Below are 16,239 nucleotides of genomic sequence, written 5' to 3'. Positions count from 1 at the left end.
GGGTCCGTCCCGGAAACGAACTGCCGCATCCGTGCCGGGAGAAGAAGATCCCGTTAAGGAGATCCACCAATGACAGAAAAACCAGGCCTCATGGCCATGTTGAGCAACCCCAACGTGCTGACCATGTCCCGCATTGCAGCCGGTCCGTTGATCGTGATCCTGCTGCTGTTCCCCATGAACCGGTTCACCTTTTTTCTGGCGGCCCTGATTTTTTCCGCCGCCTCCATCACGGACTATTTTGATGGATATTTCGCCAGAAAATACGGTCGCATATCCGGGTTCGGCAAGGCCATGGATCCGCTGGCGGACAAAATACTGACGGCCTGCGCCTTTATCATGCTGACCGCCGAAGGTCTGATTCCCGGCTGGGTGGTATGCGTTATTATCGGCCGGGAACTGGCGGTGACGGGTTTACGGAACATTCTGGCCGGTAAGGGAGAGGATATTTCCGCTTCCTTCTGGGGAAAATGGAAGACCGGTTTCCAGATTGGTACGCTGATTCCCCTGCTGATCCATTATGAATATTTCGGGATCGACTTTCATGCCCTGGGGATGCTGGTGCTGTGGGTGGCGGTGGCTCTGACCATCTGGTCGGGGATTGATTACTTTGTCAAGGCCCGGGCGGTTTTCATGTCCGATGCCTTTTCCTGAAGATTGATAATCACCTGATTGCCGGAAGGGGTTGATCCGGCCGAAGGAACGATGAATAATCGTCTTACCATTTTTATCGCCAGTCATTCCGGCAAGCGGACAAAGCAGATTACCGTGACCAGGAGATCGTTGCGGGGGATGGCGCTTCTTGTCGCCGCCGGGATACTGGTCAGCGGCTATATTATTTTTACCTACGCCAGCCTTCACCAGAAAGCGTCCCGGGCACGAGCGCTGTCTGACGCCATTGCCTCCCAGGAAAACGCCCTCGGTGAGCAGCAGCAGCAGATAAGCGAACTGGCCGGACGGATCAATACCATGCGGTCGCAGCTTTTCAGCCTGCACGAATTCGAAAAAAAGATCCGGGTGATTGCCGATATCAAGGGACAACCGGACAATATCAATCTGTCCGGCATGGGCGGGGTGTCGCCCGGCGATATCGGAGCCCGGGCCCCTAACGATGAAAGCCGGAACGATCTGCTCCGAGAGATGCACCATCAGCTTCGTATGCTGGACTCGGCGGCTCAAGCCCAGGAGGAAAATTTTTCCAGCCTGCTGGGTTGTCTTGAGGATAAACGTCAGATGCTGGCATCAACCCCGGCCATATGGCCCGTTAACGGCGGCTGGGTCACCTCACGGTTTGAAAACAGGCGGTCTCCTTTTACCGGTCAACTGGAATTTCATCAGGGTCTGGACATTGCGGCCGGTACGGGTACTCCCGTTATGGCTTCGGCCGACGGAGAGGTGATATTCAGCGGGGTCCAGGGCGCGCTGGGAAACCTGATTGTTATTGATCACGGACGCGGGGTGATGACCCGATACGGTCACCTGCATGAGTGTGCGAAGAAACAGGGCGACAGGGTGAAGCGGGAAGAGGTTCTCGGTGCGGTCGGTAACAGCGGCCAGTCCACGGGACCCCACCTCCACTATGAAGTCCGGGTGAACAGCATGCCGGTCAATCCGGATGCGTATATCCTCAATTAGTCCGGATAGTTCACGGTAAAGCAGGCATCCCGCCGGTTGAAGCGTATTAACGCGGGTGCCTTCAGGAGACAATACGTATGGCGGTTTTAGAGTGGCTGGAAAAATTGATCGCTGATTTCTTCGGCGGTGTTGGCAGGCTGCTGGTAGCCCTTTTCGGGAGCCAGAACGAGCGGGAATTGAAGAAAATCGAACCCGTCGTGGCCGCCATCAACGACCTGGAAGCGGCCATGAAGGGCATGTCGGACGAAGCCCTCCGGGGGCAGACGGCGCTGCTGAAGAAAAGATATCAGGACGGAGAATCGCTGGACGATCTGCTGCCGGAGGCGTTTGCCACCGTCCGGGAAGCTTCCGTACGAACCCTGGGCATGCGCCATTTCGACGTCCAGCTTATCGGCGGTTTCGTGCTGCATCAGGGAAAGATCGCGGAAATGAAAACCGGTGAAGGGAAAACACTGGCCGCCACGCTCCCGGTTTATCTGAACGCGCTGACCGGCCGGGGCGTTCATGTGGTCACGGTCAATGATTACCTGGCCACCCGCGATGCCCAGTGGATGGGCGCTATTTACCAGTTCCTGGGCATGTCCGTGGGCGTGATCACCCACGACATGACTGATCAGGACCGTATCGCCGCCTATCAGGCGGATATCACCTACGGAACCAATAACGAATTCGGTTTTGATTATCTCCGGGACAACATGAAGTTTTACAGGGCGTCCCTGGTGCAGAAAGAATTGAATTTCGCCATCGTGGACGAAGTGGACAGTATCCTGATTGACGAGGCCCGGACGCCGCTGATCATTTCCGGGCCGGCCGAAAAATCCACCAACCTTTATTACCAGGCCAACAACATCATTCCCGGGCTGAAAGAGGAAGACTACAGTATAGACGAGAAGGCCAGGAGCGTGACGCTGACCGAAAGCGGCGTGGCCGCGGCTGAACGGGCTTTCGGGGTGGAAAATCTTTTTGGCCCGGAAAACGTTGAACTGCTCCATCATGTCAATCAGGCCCTGAGGGCCCATAAACTATTTAAACATGATGTAGACTACATCGTTACCGAGGACAACCAGGTGGTAATCGTGGACGAGTTCACCGGCCGTCTGATGCCCGGTCGGCGCTTCAGCGAAGGCCTGCACCAGGCCCTCGAAGCCAAGGAAAACGTGAAAATCGAAAACGAGAATCAGACCCTGGCGACTATCACGTTTCAGAATTATTTCCGCATGTATGACAAGCTGGCCGGCATGACCGGCACGGCCGATACCGAAGCCGAAGAATTCAAGAAGATTTACGGCCTGGATGTGATGGTCATTCCCACGAACAAGCCCATGATCCGGAAGGATTACCCGGATGTGATCTTCAGGAGCAAAAGGGAGAAATATGAGGCTGTCATCGAAGAGATCATGGAGCTGCATCAGAAAGGCCAGCCGGTGCTGGTGGGCACGGTTTCCATCGACGTCTCCGAGCAGATCAGCCGGCAGTTGAAGAAGAAAGGCGTCCGGCACAATGTGCTCAACGCCAAACGTCACCGCCAGGAAGCGGAAATCGTCGCCAATGCCGGCCAGAAGGGGGCGGTGACCATTTCCACCAACATGGCCGGCCGGGGAACGGATATCGTTCTCGGCGAAGGAGTGGTGGCGCTGGGCGGATTGCATATCCTCGGCACGGAACGGCATGAGAGCCGGCGTATCGACAACCAGTTGCGGGGCCGTTCGGGACGGCAGGGAGATCCCGGCAGCTCCCGTTTCTATCTGGCGCTGGAAGACGACCTGTTGAGGATTTTCGGCGGCGAGCGCATGATCCGGATCATGAGTACGCTGGGCATGCAGGACGGTGAGCCCATCACCCACGGCATGATCAGTCGGGCCATTGAAAACGCTCAGAAAAAGGTGGAAGCCCATAACTTCACCATCCGCAAGCACCTGCTCGAATATGATGATGTCATGAACGAGCAGCGGGAGGTGATTTACAGCCAGCGGCGCAAAGCCCTGGACGGGGAAGATCTTCAGGATTACATCCTGTCAATGATCAGCGAAAAGGCCGGTGAAATTGCCGAGAGCTATGCCGACCCGAAGCTGCCTCCCGGTGAATGGGATCTGCCGGGGCTGTCGGAGGCCGTCTTCAAGCAATTCAACTTCCGCCCGGCGCTGGACGGAAACCGGCTTGAGGGGTTGACCGCCGACGGACTGAACGATCTGATTTATGATGAATGCGTGGCCCGGTATCAGGAAAAGGAAAAACAGGTCGGTGCGCCGGAGATGAGAACACTGGAGCAGATGCTGCTGCTGCAGACGGTGGACGCCCTCTGGAAAGACCATCTGCTCTCCATGGACCATTTAAAGGAGGGCATCGGCTTAAGGGGATACGCCCAGCAGAACCCGCTGATCATTTATAAAAGGGAAGCCTTCGGGATGTTTTCGGACATGGTCGAGCGGATCAAGGAAGAAACCCTGATGATTCTTTTCCGGATCCGTATCGAGCGTCCCGAAAAGGTCGAAGAACTGATGCAGCCTGAAGAGCAGAACTTCACCCTGTCCCACGGTGATGAGGATGACAGCAGAAAAGAGCCGGTCCGGAGGAAGGAAGAAAAGGTCGGGCGTAATGATCCCTGCCCCTGCGGCAGCGGCAGGAAATACAAGCGGTGCTGCGGCGCCTGAAAGATCCCTGCTCTCGGATTTTTATCATGATTCACGGCGTCCCGCCCGGCCACATGCGTTGTGTAGTTCCGCTACAACAATTTGAATACATTAAATTATTTTTAAAACGGCGATTCCCGGCCGGATCCGGGATCAGACCGCTGCCGTTTCTCATCGCTCCCCTTGATTTTTTGATGATGGACAGGTATACTTTTTATTCAGAACATTGCTGCTGACAGACATTCACGCGCGTTCTTGCAGTCGTAAACCGTTTGAACCCATTCGCAGGAAAGATCCATGAGCGGACGCAGCCCTGACATGCAAAGCGGTGTCTCACCGACGACCCGGTTACGGGTCCGACCGCCGTCATTATACAAGGTGCTGCTGCACAATGATGATTACACCACCATGGAGTTTGTGGTGGAAGTCCTGCGGCGTGTGTTCAAAAAATCATTCGAAGAAGCCACCATGATTATGCTGAATGTTCACCGTAGCGGCATGGGGGTTTGCGGGGTTTTCACTTATGAAATTGCTGAAACAAAAGTGGACATGGTGTCCGCTCTGGCCCGCGAAAGAGGATTTCCGCTGAAGTGCACCATGGAAAGGGAATAAGCCGATGATCAGCAAAGAACTCAGTGCCACTCTTGGTTTCGCGGTGAGCGAGGCGAAAAAATATCGCCATGAGTTTGTCTGCCTGGAGCATGTCCTCTACGCCATTCTTCATGATACTTCCGGGATTGAAATCATCACCGGTTGCGGCGGAAATGTGGAGGAACTGAAGAGCGCGCTGGAGAGTTTTTTCCGGCACAAGGTGGAAAGCGTTCCCCATGGTGAGGAATACGTTTTGCAGCAGACCATCGGCTTTCAGCGGGTGATTCAGAGGGCCGTCAACCATGCCCGTTCGGCCGAAAAAGAGAAGGTCGTCGTGGGAGATATCCTGGCGGCGATTTTTGAAGAAAAGTCTTCCCATGCCGTTTTCTTTCTGGAGAAAGAGGGCATTACGCGTTTGGAGGTGTTGAACTATATCTCCCATTATCAGGACAGCGCCGACGCGCCCGACGCGCCTGATGAAGCCGAGGAAGTGGAACGGCAGTTGGATCCGGGCAAACGCAAGACCAAGCTGGATCCACTGGAAGTTTTCACGGTTGAACTGGTGCAACGGGCGGCCGAAGGAAAGATCGATCCTTTTATCGGCCGGGAAAGGGAAATGCAGCGGACCATTCAGGTGCTTTGCCGCCGCAAGAAAAACAACCCGATTCTGGTCGGCGATCCGGGCGTGGGAAAAACCGCCATCGCCGAAGGGCTGGCGCAGAAAGTCCACAGCGGGAATGTGCCCTCCCTGCTGGACGACGTCCGCATTTATTCGCTGGACATGGGGTCGCTTCTGGCTGGAACGAAATTCAGGGGAGATTTTGAGCAGCGGCTGAAAAAGGTGATTCTGGCCCTGAAGAAAAGAAAGAACGCGATCCTGTTTATCGATGAGATTCACACCATCGTCGGCGCCGGCGCGACCAGCAGCGGCACCATGGACGCGGCCAACATTCTCAAACCGGTCCTGTCCACCGGTGATATCCGCTGTATCGGCTCCACTACCTATGAGGAATACCGCAATCATTTTGAAAAAGACCGGGCCATGTCCCGGCGGTTCGAGAAAATAGAGATCAGCGAGCCTTCCGAAGAGGATACCGTCATGATCCTGAAAGGGCTGAAGGAGCGGTATGAGGCCCATCATGAAATCGTGTTTACGGAAGCGGCCCTGAAAAGCGCGGTGGAACTCTCCGCCCGTTACCTGAACGACCGGTTTCTTCCGGACAAGGCCATTGACGTCATTGACGAGGCGGGCGCCGCCATCCGGCTGTCCGGCGGCGCGCACCGGACGAAAGTGAACCCGGCCGATATCGAGAAGGTGGTCGCCGCCATGGCCAAAATTCCCGTGCAGCGGGTTTCCCGGGATGACCGCGAACGGTTGGCCGGTCTGGAGCGGGAGTTAAAAGCGGTTGTCTTCGGACAGGACGAGGCCATCTCCTTTTTGGCGTCCTCCATTAAACGCAATCGGGCCGGTCTGGCCCGGCCGGACAAGCCGATCGGTTCCTTCCTCTTCACCGGCCCGACTGGTGTCGGAAAAACGGAAATCGCCCGGCAGCTGGCCGGCATTCTCGGCGTCGGCTTTTTCCGGTTCGACATGAGCGAATACATGGAAAAACATTCCGTCGCCCGACTGATCGGCGCACCGCCGGGGTATGTCGGTTTTGAACAGGCCGGCCTGCTCACCGACCGGGTCCGCAAACAGCCGCACTGCGTCTTGCTCCTGGATGAAATTGAAAAGGCCCATATGGATGTGTTTAACATCCTGCTGCAGATTATGGATCGGGCCGTTCTGACGGACAATAACGGCAAGGAGGCCGACTTCCGGAACGTGATCGTCATCATGACATCAAACGTCGGGTCCCGGGAGATCAGCAGCCAGTCCATCGGGTTCGGCAGCGATGTGGCCGATCCCGGAGGTAAAGGGAAAAAAGCCGTGGAGAATTTTTTTACTCCGGAATTCCGGAACCGGCTGGACGGGATCATCGCCTTTCATTCGCTGACGCCCGAGATCATGGAAAAAGTGGTGGACAAATTTATCCGTCAGCTCTCCTCTCAACTGGAAACGCATAAGATACAGCTCTCCCTTTCTCAGGCGGCAAGACAATGGCTGGCCCGGGAGGGACATGACCCGGTTTACGGCGCCCGTCCTCTGGACAGGCTGATTCAGACAAAAATCAAGGACGTTCTGTCCGATGAGATTCTGTTCGGCCGTCTGGAAAAAGGCGGCGAGGTGGATGTCGACCTGGCCGATGGCGAGCTGACTTTCTCCTATCGGCGGCCCGGTCCTTCCAAACCCGTTTCTTAAGAAAAACGGACGACGTCCGGCGGCAGGCATAGTGATCCTTTGCCATGACGATTTTTTTGTTAACCGGTGATTCATCCGGATTTCCGCCGCCGCGTCTGGCCGACCCCAGCGGTTTGCTGGCCGTGGGCGGCGATTTGACGGTCGATCGTCTGGTGACGGCTTATCAATCCGGCATTTTCCCCTGGTTCTCAGAAGGAGAGCCGGTGCTGTGGTGGTCTCCGGATCCCCGGCTGGTATTGTATCCCAACGAAATAAAAATATCCGCGAGCCTTCGCCGGGTGATCAACAAACGGATGTTTAGCGTCCGGTTTGACACGGCCTTCCGGGACGTGATCACCGCCTGTGCAACCGCCAGAAGGAAGGGGGAAGGGGGAACGTGGATCACCGGCGGAATGATAGAGGCCTATTGCGGTCTGCATGAAGCCGGCCTGGCCCATTCGGTGGAGGCCTGGGTCGGGGAAGAACTGGCCGGCGGTCTTTATGGGGTGGCCATGGGGCGGTGCTTTTTCGGCGAATCGATGTTTACCAGGGCAAGCAACGCCGCCAAGGTGGCGCTTGTTCACCTGACGGCATTTCTGAATAGCAATGGTTTTCAACTGATCGACTGCCAGACCACTACCGCCAACCTGGTGCGTTTCGGTGCCAGGGAAATTTCCCGCCGCCGGTTTCTATCGGAGCTGACGACGGCCGTGGCCATGCCGTCGATTCCGGGCCCCTGGCGGTTCGATCCCGGATCGAACCGGGAGTGAACCGTCCGGCTCCCCAAAAGCCGTTTCGACGCGGGAAGACTGCGCCAGTCACAAATGAAGGAGGAAATGATGTCCAAAACAGTAGCCCGTAAGTTCCATCTAAAAGAGTTTAAGGCAATCAGCAGGGCCATATCCAATTACGGCGACCTGAATATTCTCTTCAATCATATCGTGGAGGGACTGCACCGGACGTTTTCCATCAAAGGCTGTTGTATCCTGCTGTTTGATGAGCGGGAAAAGCAGTTGTTCTCCGTCAGGAGCTGCGGGCTGAGCGACCACTACATCAACAAGGGGCCGATTTTCATCGACGCCCGGGATACGGCTTTTTTTAAAAAAACGCCCGTTTTTATCGAGGACATGCAGAACAGCCTTCTGATCAGCTATCCCGACGAAGCCGTGAAAGAGGGGGTCAAATCCATGCTTTCGGTGCCGATCATGTATGGCGACAACGTGCTGGGGCTGTTGCGGATGTACACGGCCGAGGTCCAGTATTTTAACGAGGAGGATATTGATTCCATCTCGACGCTGTGCCTGCAGCTGGCGGTTGTGCTGGAAAAGAACGGCCTGGAGAACTTCCTGGAAGGGGTCAAGGCGGCCATGGGCAGCATCCCGCCCCGCCTGTTGAAGGGGTTGTACTGATTCCATGGACAATAAACCCCGTCTGGTCAGCGACACGTCCGATTTTTTCTCCATTGACAAGGGGGATGAACTTGTCATCGGCGGCAGGCGGTACGAGATCCTTGGCCATGCCCGTGAACTCCGGTTCGGTATCGAGGACCCCAAGTTCTGGGTGAAACGGGCCATTGATGTGGACACGCGGGAACGGAAGCTGATCAAACTGGCTTTTTTCGAATCCTTTACCGCTTCCCTGGGGGGGGTGAAAATCAAGTGCTTCCGGGATCCGGAAAAAGAGGGGAAAATCCTTTCTTTAGTTAAAGGCCGGCCGGATTTCATGCAGGGCGAGGTGTTCTACGACGACAAAGGCAACAACATCCGGGTACTGGACATCGTCCGCGGTGAAAGTTTCATGAATTATATCGGCTCACTTTCCATGCCGTACGAAACGTATTTCAAAAACATGCTGCCGGATGTGCTGCGGAACCTGGTCAAGTCCCTTGAGGCCATCCGGTTCCTGCATGCCAATGGTTTTAAACACGGCGACATCAGGAACGACCACTTATTCGTGGAGAACCGGACCGGCAATTATGTCTGGATCGATTTTGATTACGATTTTCAAAGCACGGAAAACCCATTCAGCCTGGATGTCTTCGGCCTGGGCAATGTTCTGAGTTACGCCGTTGGAATGGGGTTTCATAATTATTACATGATCAAAACGGACCGGTTCAAGTACGGCGACCTGGCGGACCGGGTGGAGCCGGAGGATTTCGCGCTGCTGGATCCGCGCCGGTTCATCAATCTGGCCAAGCTGTATCCGATCATTCCGGAGTCGCTGAACAGCATCCTGATGTTTTTCTCTACCGGCGCCCCGGTTTACTATGAAACGGTTAATGAAATCATCGACGATTTGAACTGGTTTCTGGATAATTTTCCATACTACCAATAATCAGGGAGGTGCCGCCTTGGGTATTTCCATTCTTTTTGCGGTTAATGAATCAGCCAGCTCCAGAGCGGCGATCAACTATCTGGCTTCTCTGCCTTTTGTGCCGGAAGAGGTGTATATCCGGCTGGTCCACGTTTTCCGGAAGCCTTCTTCCGGTGAAGAAATGATGGGGAAAAAATACATGGCCGAGCAGGCGGACCGGTACAGGGGAGTACTCGCCAGGGCCAGAGAACAACTGGTGGAGGGAGGCTTTCTGGAGGGCAATATCGGGATTGAACTGGTGGCCGAGCCTTACGATACGATCAGCGACGGTATTATGGACGTGTTTAAAAAGGGCACTTACAATATGGTGGTGATCGGGCGTAAAAAAATGTCCAAGGCGGAAGAGTTTGTGCTGGGGGATCCCAGCGTCAAGCTGGTGAGGGCCTTGGAGGGGACGGCCATTGTGGTCATCAAGTCCTGACGGCCGGTTTCAGGGCCCGGTCAGCACGAATTTTTCGATGGGCAGATCGGTTTCCGGCCAGAACCGGCTGATCTCGATGACAACGGACTCTTCCTGGCCGTTTTCAAGGATAATGGATTCAGGTATCGTTGTATCCTCTGCTGTCCGCACCCCCGAGAAGCTCGCGGCGTATTCCAGCCCATCTTTTGAGCCCTGCCGGAATTCAATGCGGCAGGGGCGGTCCGTCGTTCCGTCAAAGATGATGGTCTCGGTTCTTTCCGGTCGGTTCTGCCGGAGGCGAAGGCCGTATTGGCCGTTGCCCGGTTCGATCCTTTCGGCCGTATCAAAATCAAGCAGCGGTATCCGGCCCGCCAGCAGGTGAGCGGCGTCATGGATGGTCAGGGGAACGGCAATGGCTTTTCCGAGAGTGACACCCGCCGCTTTCTCTTTGCGCATCCTGCCGCTGCCGGTACGGGGGAGGAAATAGAAATTATCGCCGTCGGCGGACATGGTAAGCAGGGGCGTGCCGGTCGCGCCCAGGAGTTCCAGCCGGATGCAGTCCGGCAGACGGCACAACCAGGCGAAGCGCATCCGGGGCATGTCGGCCCTGTTCCGGAAAGTGATCGTGCCGATGCCCTTGCAGGCGGTCAGCCGGGAATTGTGCGCCCTGATCTGTTCCAGCAGCTTGACGGCTTCGGGGGAAATGCGCTTTTCCGGTTTGGGCGCCAGACCCGCGCAGCCGCTTATCGCCAGAAGAACAATCAACAAAAAAGGGAAAGTCCGCCTGTCGCTCATGGATTGTCAACCGGGCCGGAGAGGTCTTCAATTTTTTTGATGAGTTTTCCCTTGTCTTTTTCCGGAGCGAACTGCAGGCTGCGTCGGTAGGTCTCCAGCGCCTTTTCGGTGTCGCCGTTCTTGAGAAAGGCGTCGCCCAGGTGCTCCAGCAGAATGGGGTCGTCCGGCGTAAGCTGGAGCGCTCTTTTCAGTAGCTCAATCGCTTTTTCATAATCTCCCTGCTGGTAATAGACCCATCCCAGGCTGTCGGTAATATAGCCGTTGTCGGGCTCCATCGTCAGGGCTTTTTCAATCAGTTGCCGGGCCTCATCCAGATTGATGCCCAGATCGGCATAGGTGTAGCCCAGATAGTTCAGCGCGTTGGCGTCATCCGGCGCGATTTTTATTATGGCTTTCATCTTTTCGATGACCGCGTCTTTTCTGCCGGTTTTGTCATAAATAACGCCAAGCCGGAAGAGAAGATCAACATTGTCCGGTTCCAGGTTGAGGCCGCGGAGAAAAAGCGCCTCGGCCTGCTGATATTGTTCCCGCCTTTCCCGAAAAGATCCGGCGTAAAGGATCAGGTCGACGTTTTCGGGTTCTTTTTCCAGCAGGGAATCGAAGATGGCTTGAGCCTGTTCTGGGCTGTCCGTCTCCTCGTACAGAAACGCCATCTGCAAAAGAGCCGAGGTGTAAAACGCCGAATCTTCCTTTACTCTGGAAAAATACGACAGCGCTTCCGGTTTCCGCTGCTGTTTGTTATAGAGCATCCCCATCAGATAGTTCAGATCAGAGTTTTCCGGCGCTCCCCGCAGCAGACCCTTTAGAACGGTTTGGGCGTCGTCATAGCGTTGCTGGTTGATAAAAACCTGGGACATCTGCTGGATGAGTTGCTGCGCGGCGGTTTCGGTTTTGGTATTACGGCCCAGATCGACTAAAAGGGTGTCTCCCTGCTTGACGTTGCCGATGGAATAGTAGAACAGGGCCAGTTCCATGACGGCCCTGGCGTTGTCCGGATAATCGGCCAGAATGGAATTGTATAGATGGATAATGTTTTTCTGACAAACCTTGCCGCAGGGTTTGGTTAATCCCGGAAGCGTGAGCTTCTGGCCGGGCTTCAGATCCGTTACATCCGAAATGTGGGGGTTGGCGGCAACGATATTGTCTTTCAGTTCGTTATCAACCTTCCGGTAATGTTTACGGCACAGAGAGGCCAGGGTATCGCCGGATTGAACGGTTATTTCCATTGGACCGGCGAACTGCTGCCGATACAGGACGATCAGCTCAAAGCGCGGGCTGATCAGGCTTTTTTCAAGTTCCAGGCAGCGGCGGTAGCTTTTTTCCGCTTCCGCGAATTTTTTCTGGCGGGCCTGTATTTTCCCTAAAAAAAAGAAGGCCTCCCAGGACTCCGGAAATCTGCCGGTCATTTGTTCGTAAACGGCAGCCGCCCTTTCAAGGTCATTTTTTTCAAGGTAATATTCCCCCAGCACATGGTAAACCGTTTCCTGGTCGGGATTCAGCGTCAGAACCTTTTCAAAAATAGCCGCCGCTTCTTCATCGTGACCGGTCTGCTTTTTGATGGTGCCGGCGACGATCAGCGTACCGATGTCGTCCGGCTCCACGGCCAGGATCTCCGCGATGACCCCCATCGCTTTTTCCGTGTTGTTGCTCTGGAGATAGAGGTAGACCAACTCTTTTTTCAGAAAAACGGAGTCCGGCCGGTCAGCCACCGCCCTGCTCATGTGGTCGATGGCCTGATCGGTACGGTCCTGACGGCTTTCCATGGCGGAACGGATAAAGTGATAGTAATGATTTCCGCCGCTGTCTGCGCCGGCGGTGTCCGGCGGCAGGTCCGGGATCGGTGGCGTCGTCGCGCAACCCGAAATGATCAGGCTGATGATCAGAAAAACCAGTGTCGGAAGGCTGTTCGGAAACTTGTCTCTAATGTTGATCAGTGTAGGTTTCAAAGTCGGCAATGTGTTCCCTGAAAAAAGTTTTCATTTTTTTGATAATATTGCTTTCCAGTTGACGGACGCGTTCCCGGGAAATATCGTAGCGTTCTCCTATATCCTGCAGGGTCACGGGTTCATCCGTGAAAATCCGCTGGTTCAGGATTTCAATTTCCCGGTCGTTCAATGTTTTTGTAAATTCAGCCAGGTTTTTTTCGATAAGCTTTTTTAATTCCTTGTCTCCGACCAGATCCTCCTGTGAGTCGGCTTCCCCCAGATCCAGCAACTCTCCCCGCTGTGTGTCGGAATCGGTCTTGACGGGTTCATCCAGGGACACATCCCAGGCGCTCAGGCGCTGCTCCATGTTGATGACGTCCGATTGCGTCACCCCCAGTCTTTCCGCCAGCAGTTTCGGCCGGGGTTCGAATCCCTGGTCGATCAGCCGCTGTTTTTCCTTGTTCAGCTTGAAAAACAACTTCCGCTGATTCTGGGTGGTGCCGACTTTCACCAGCCGCCAGTTGTCCATGATGAATTTGAGAATATAAGCCTTGATCCAGAAAGAGGCGTAATAAGAAAACCGCACGTTTTTGTACGGGTCGAACTTTTTTACCGCCTGCATCAGGCCGATATTCCCCTCCTGGACCAGATCCAGAAGGTTCTGCATCCAGACCCGCTGGAATTCCAGTGCGATTTTAACCACCAGCCGCAGATTGGCCGTGGCGAGAAGATAGGCCGCCTCCTCATCATTGTCTTCCTGGATGCGACGGCCCAGATCGATCTCTTCTTCCCTGGAAATCAGGTTGTATCGTGAGACCTCCCTTAAATATCGCTGGAGCGGGTCGGTAGTGACCAGGCTCCTGCCGGGAGCGGGAGCGGGAACCATGGCCCCGGGCGTGGCCGGGGCCTCCGTTTCCGTGTCTTTTTCCCGGTGATGTTTATGGCCGGCGGACTTGCTCATGGGTTTGTTTTTCCTGCCGGGGAATGCCGTTGGGGCATCCGCTGCGATGAATTGGTTGTGGTCATGTTTTTATAATATTTTCAAGCATATTATCGTAACGGAAAATAAGATCATATACAAGGAGTTTAATGCCCGAATCCGGATACGGGCCAATTTTTTTTATGGACATCACCGGGGTCGTATGGTAATGGACAATTGATTTTTCCGCGCCTGTAGCTCAGCTGGATAGAGCAACGGACTTCTAATCCGTAGGTAGGGGGTTCGAGTCCCTCCAGGCGCGCCAGCAAATTCAAGGGGTTGCGGCTACCGGCTGCGCCCCTTCTTTTTTCCGTGTGGGACTTTTCAAATTTCTCTGTCAAAGACCTTGACCGCTTCAACTTCAGAACTGCCGATTGAGTGGAGGTATATTCCATGAGAAAGCCTGTCGAAAAAGAACACCTTCGGCACCTGTCTGGGAGAGAAGGGCTTTATGTCAGGCGGCGCATCATTGTCTTATACTGCCGGAACAGCACAACGGCCCCCCATACAAATGACAGCATCATGATCAGGGCGCCCAGCTTATGGGACGTGTTGGCCAGGAAATGATCGTACTGGGCAAGATGAAGCTCCTTTAAGATGAATTCCCAGTCATGGAACCCGTATGGTGCGCTCCGGCCGGTATTGCCGCCCAGCAGCGGCAGGGTCAGGGACCGGGCGTCGTTGATATACGGCGCGATATCGAGAAAATTATCTCCGATCCACCAGAGCACCACCGCCGCGCCGAAAGTGTCCCGGGTCTGGATCAGCAGCACCACCATGCAAACCGCGGGCATCAGTATCTGCCCCAGGGTGCCGCCCAGAGAACGCATGATCCGGCCGAAGGGACTGAAAATCAGGTGCCCGGCCTCGTGGAACGGCAGATTGACCAGGTGCATGAAAGAGTTGCCCGAGGTGTTGCCGGCAATGGGCGCCAGGATCAGTTTCCAGCCCCAGACAAACAACACCGCCAGCAATATCGTCCGCGCCCAGAAGGAGAAGGCGTTCACCTCATCCGGAACATGGAACAGGATTTCCTTGATGATGGGAAAGAACCCGTCCCCCTCTTCCGTGCTGTCCTGTTTCGGTATAACCCGGGACGGCGACTGAGGCCGATGCAGGGCCTGCTGACAAGCCTCGTATTTTTCAAAGATGACGCCGCACTTCACGCATTCCCGATGGCCTTCATCCTGTTCATGCTGACATTTGGGACAAATCATCGGAACACCATTGACCTGAACGTGCTGTTACCGCTATAAGACTGCGTACTTATTCTCGGGTTTAAATATCACAGTCACTCAAAAAAATGAAAGGCATCCATGGACGGCGCTCTGTCTCATCTGGCCGCGCAATTGACGGAAAAGCTCGGCCTGTTGTTAAATTCCCGATATGCGCTTGAAAACGCCTACCTGCGCCAGCAGGTCAAAATCCTGCGCGGCAAAATCGGCAAACGCATCTGGTTTACGGAAAACGAAAGAGCCCTTCTGGTCCGATACGGCCTGCCCATCAAGGATTGGCTGGCCGATGTCGTCTCCATCGTCAGGCCGGAGACTCTGCTGGCCTGGCACCGGCGCATGAAAAAAGAAAAATGGACCTTCGACAACACCCAAAAAAAACCAGGACGGCCGCAAACGCCGTCAGAGACCGAGCATCTGATTGTAAAAATCGCGCAAGAAAACGCCCGCATGGGCTATACCCGCATCGCCGGCGAACTGAAAAAGCTGGGCCACTGCCTTGCCCCGACTACGGTGGCCAACATCTTAAAGAAGCACGGCCTGCCGCCTTCGCCCCAGAGAAAGGGCCTGCCCTGGAAAACCTTTATCCAGTCCCACCTGAACGTCGCCTGGGCCACTGACTTTTTTACCGAAGAGGTCTGGACAAAAACCGGGCTGGTCACTTTTTACGTGTTGTTTTTCATCCACCTTGGCACCCGCCGCGTCCATATTGCCGGTTGCACGCCCAACCCGGACAGCGCCTGGATGCAGCAGCAGGCCAGAAACCTGTCCATGAAATTTTCTGATGACAGGGCATCCTGCCGCTACATCATCCACGACCGGGACGCCAGTTTTTTGCCGTTTGATTTCATCATCAAAACCGACGGCATTAAAATCGTCAAAACGCCGCCCCATGCCCCCATGTGCAACGCTTACGCGGAGCGATTTGTCCGGGAAGCCAGAGAAACCCTGGACAACATCATCCCCCTGGGAGAAAGGCACTTTCGTCACGTGTTGCGCTGTATCGAAACCCATCACAACCGGCAGCGGCCTCACCAAGGCATCGACAACCTCATACCGGAAGGATTTGACTATCCTGAACAACCGGCCGATATCGGAGATGTTGTTTGTGACCCCATGCTCGGAGGGCTGCTCAACCATTACCATGTAAAAAAGGCCGCCTGACGACAGCCGCTTTATAACCAAAACCGCACATCCATAAAACGATTGCCGATGGGATTTACTGATTCAACCGGACTGGCTTGTCGACTACCGCCATAACCCCGCCTTCAAAAGCCCAACTTTTGACTGGAACCCCGGAAATTCTCTCTGCCCTGCTCCACACCCTCAAAAAACGAATGAGATTTTGATCTGATTTTCTGCCTTGAGCACTTGATAGGCCTGATTTTTAGCCCGTATGAG

General features: G+C 54.8%; 14 protein-coding genes and 1 tRNA gene. 11 read left to right on the top strand and 4 right to left on the bottom strand.

What is annotated here, in order from left to right:
- Positions 1-69: 69 nt before the first annotated feature.
- The 9 genes from pgsA (at position 70) to AB1724_16330 (ending at position 9,928) form a co-directional block, all read left to right on the top strand.
- The gene (gene pgsA, locus AB1724_16370; GenBank protein MEW6079382.1) at positions 70-651 is read left to right on the top strand and encodes a CDP-diacylglycerol--glycerol-3-phosphate 3-phosphatidyltransferase; all 582 of its coding nucleotides are present in this window, start codon (positions 70-72) and stop codon (positions 649-651) included.
- Between the two features lie 51 nt (positions 652-702).
- Positions 703-1,632, top strand: a complete 930-nt coding sequence (locus AB1724_16365) for a peptidoglycan DD-metalloendopeptidase family protein (GenBank protein ID MEW6079381.1) — start codon at positions 703-705, stop codon at positions 1,630-1,632.
- 77 nt (positions 1,633-1,709) lie between these two features.
- On the top strand, positions 1,710-4,283 hold the full coding sequence (secA, locus tag AB1724_16360; protein ID MEW6079380.1) for a preprotein translocase subunit SecA: 2,574 nt from the start codon (positions 1,710-1,712) through the stop codon (positions 4,281-4,283).
- Between the two features lie 276 nt (positions 4,284-4,559).
- Entirely contained in the window at positions 4,560-4,874 is a 315-nt protein-coding gene (clpS, locus tag AB1724_16355) for an ATP-dependent Clp protease adapter ClpS (GenBank protein MEW6079379.1), read from the top strand.
- 4 nt (positions 4,875-4,878) lie between these two features.
- Complete coding sequence (gene clpA / locus AB1724_16350; GenBank protein MEW6079378.1) at positions 4,879-7,155, top strand: ATP-dependent Clp protease ATP-binding subunit ClpA; 2,277 nt, start codon at positions 4,879-4,881, stop codon at positions 7,153-7,155.
- A gap of 44 nt (positions 7,156-7,199) precedes the next feature.
- Positions 7,200-7,904: a leucyl/phenylalanyl-tRNA--protein transferase gene (aat, locus tag AB1724_16345; protein MEW6079377.1), complete on the top strand. Its 705-nt coding sequence runs from the start codon at positions 7,200-7,202 to the stop codon at positions 7,902-7,904.
- 66 nt (positions 7,905-7,970) lie between these two features.
- Positions 7,971-8,543 (top strand): GAF domain-containing protein, encoded by a 573-nt coding sequence (locus tag AB1724_16340; GenBank protein ID MEW6079376.1) that lies wholly within the window; start codon positions 7,971-7,973, stop codon positions 8,541-8,543.
- 4 nt (positions 8,544-8,547) lie between these two features.
- Positions 8,548-9,468, top strand: a complete 921-nt coding sequence (locus AB1724_16335; GenBank protein ID MEW6079375.1) for a protein kinase — start codon at positions 8,548-8,550, stop codon at positions 9,466-9,468.
- A 16-nt stretch (positions 9,469-9,484) separates the two neighbouring features.
- On the top strand, positions 9,485-9,928 hold the full coding sequence (locus tag AB1724_16330) for a universal stress protein (protein MEW6079374.1): 444 nt from the start codon (positions 9,485-9,487) through the stop codon (positions 9,926-9,928).
- Positions 9,929-9,937: 9 nt separating this feature from the next.
- Here the strand turns inward: AB1724_16330 and AB1724_16325 are convergent, their stop codons facing one another.
- Genes AB1724_16325 through AB1724_16315 form a run of 3 tightly spaced genes read right to left on the bottom strand, consistent with a single transcriptional unit; the run spans position 9,938 to position 13,588 of the window.
- Positions 9,938-10,702 carry a hypothetical protein gene (locus AB1724_16325; protein ID MEW6079373.1) on the bottom strand — a complete coding sequence of 255 codons (765 nt, stop codon included), beginning with the start codon at positions 10,700-10,702 and terminating at the stop codon, positions 9,938-9,940.
- A complete protein-coding gene (locus AB1724_16320; protein ID MEW6079372.1) occupies positions 10,699-12,648 on the bottom strand; it encodes a tetratricopeptide repeat protein in 1,950 nt (649 codons plus the stop codon). The genes AB1724_16325 and AB1724_16320 overlap by 4 nt, the downstream gene beginning before the upstream one ends.
- A complete protein-coding gene (locus AB1724_16315; protein ID MEW6079371.1) occupies positions 12,623-13,588 on the bottom strand; it encodes an RNA polymerase factor sigma-32 in 966 nt (321 codons plus the stop codon). The genes AB1724_16320 and AB1724_16315 overlap by 26 nt, the downstream gene beginning before the upstream one ends.
- Positions 13,589-13,794: 206 nt before the next feature.
- On the opposite strand from AB1724_16315, the gene AB1724_16310 reads away from it, so the two are divergent.
- Positions 13,795-13,871 (top strand) — tRNA-Arg (locus AB1724_16310).
- A 184-nt stretch (positions 13,872-14,055) separates the two neighbouring features.
- Here AB1724_16310 and AB1724_16305 read toward each other — a convergent pair.
- Complete coding sequence (locus tag AB1724_16305) at positions 14,056-14,823, bottom strand: zinc ribbon domain-containing protein (protein ID MEW6079370.1); 768 nt, start codon at positions 14,821-14,823, stop codon at positions 14,056-14,058.
- Positions 14,824-14,922: 99 nt separating this feature from the next.
- Between AB1724_16305 and AB1724_16300 the strand changes: the two genes are divergently transcribed.
- The gene (locus tag AB1724_16300) at positions 14,923-16,002 is read left to right on the top strand and encodes an integrase core domain-containing protein (GenBank protein MEW6079369.1); all 1,080 of its coding nucleotides are present in this window, start codon (positions 14,923-14,925) and stop codon (positions 16,000-16,002) included.
- The last annotated feature ends 237 nt before the right edge of the window (positions 16,003-16,239 follow it).

The sequence above is a fragment of the Thermodesulfobacteriota bacterium genome (assembly GCA_040753795.1).
GTDB lineage: Bacteria > Desulfobacterota > Desulfobacteria > Desulfobacterales > Desulfosudaceae > JBFMDX01.
Note: the sequence above shows the minus strand (reverse complement) of the source record. Positions and strands in the feature narration are given on the sequence as shown.

Coding starts and splice junctions, on each gene's coding strand:
- clpA (MEW6079378.1), top strand. CDS start 4,879: ATGATCAGCAAAGAACTCAGTGCCACTCTTGGTTTCGCGGTGAGCGAG.
- AB1724_16325 (MEW6079373.1), bottom strand. CDS start 10,702: ATGAGCGACAGGCGGACTTTCCCTTTTTTGTTGATTGTTCTTCTGGCG.
- AB1724_16305 (MEW6079370.1), bottom strand. CDS start 14,823: ATGATTTGTCCCAAATGTCAGCATGAACAGGATGAAGGCCATCGGGAA.
- clpS (MEW6079379.1), top strand. CDS start 4,560: ATGAGCGGACGCAGCCCTGACATGCAAAGCGGTGTCTCACCGACGACC.
- secA (MEW6079380.1), top strand. CDS start 1,710: ATGGCGGTTTTAGAGTGGCTGGAAAAATTGATCGCTGATTTCTTCGGC.
- pgsA (MEW6079382.1), top strand. CDS start 70: ATGACAGAAAAACCAGGCCTCATGGCCATGTTGAGCAACCCCAACGTG.
- AB1724_16315 (MEW6079371.1), bottom strand. CDS start 13,588: ATGAGCAAGTCCGCCGGCCATAAACATCACCGGGAAAAAGACACGGAA.
- AB1724_16335 (MEW6079375.1), top strand. CDS start 8,548: ATGGACAATAAACCCCGTCTGGTCAGCGACACGTCCGATTTTTTCTCC.
- AB1724_16365 (MEW6079381.1), top strand. CDS start 703: ATGAATAATCGTCTTACCATTTTTATCGCCAGTCATTCCGGCAAGCGG.
- AB1724_16300 (MEW6079369.1), top strand. CDS start 14,923: ATGGACGGCGCTCTGTCTCATCTGGCCGCGCAATTGACGGAAAAGCTC.
- AB1724_16340 (MEW6079376.1), top strand. CDS start 7,971: ATGATGTCCAAAACAGTAGCCCGTAAGTTCCATCTAAAAGAGTTTAAG.
- aat (MEW6079377.1), top strand. CDS start 7,200: ATGACGATTTTTTTGTTAACCGGTGATTCATCCGGATTTCCGCCGCCG.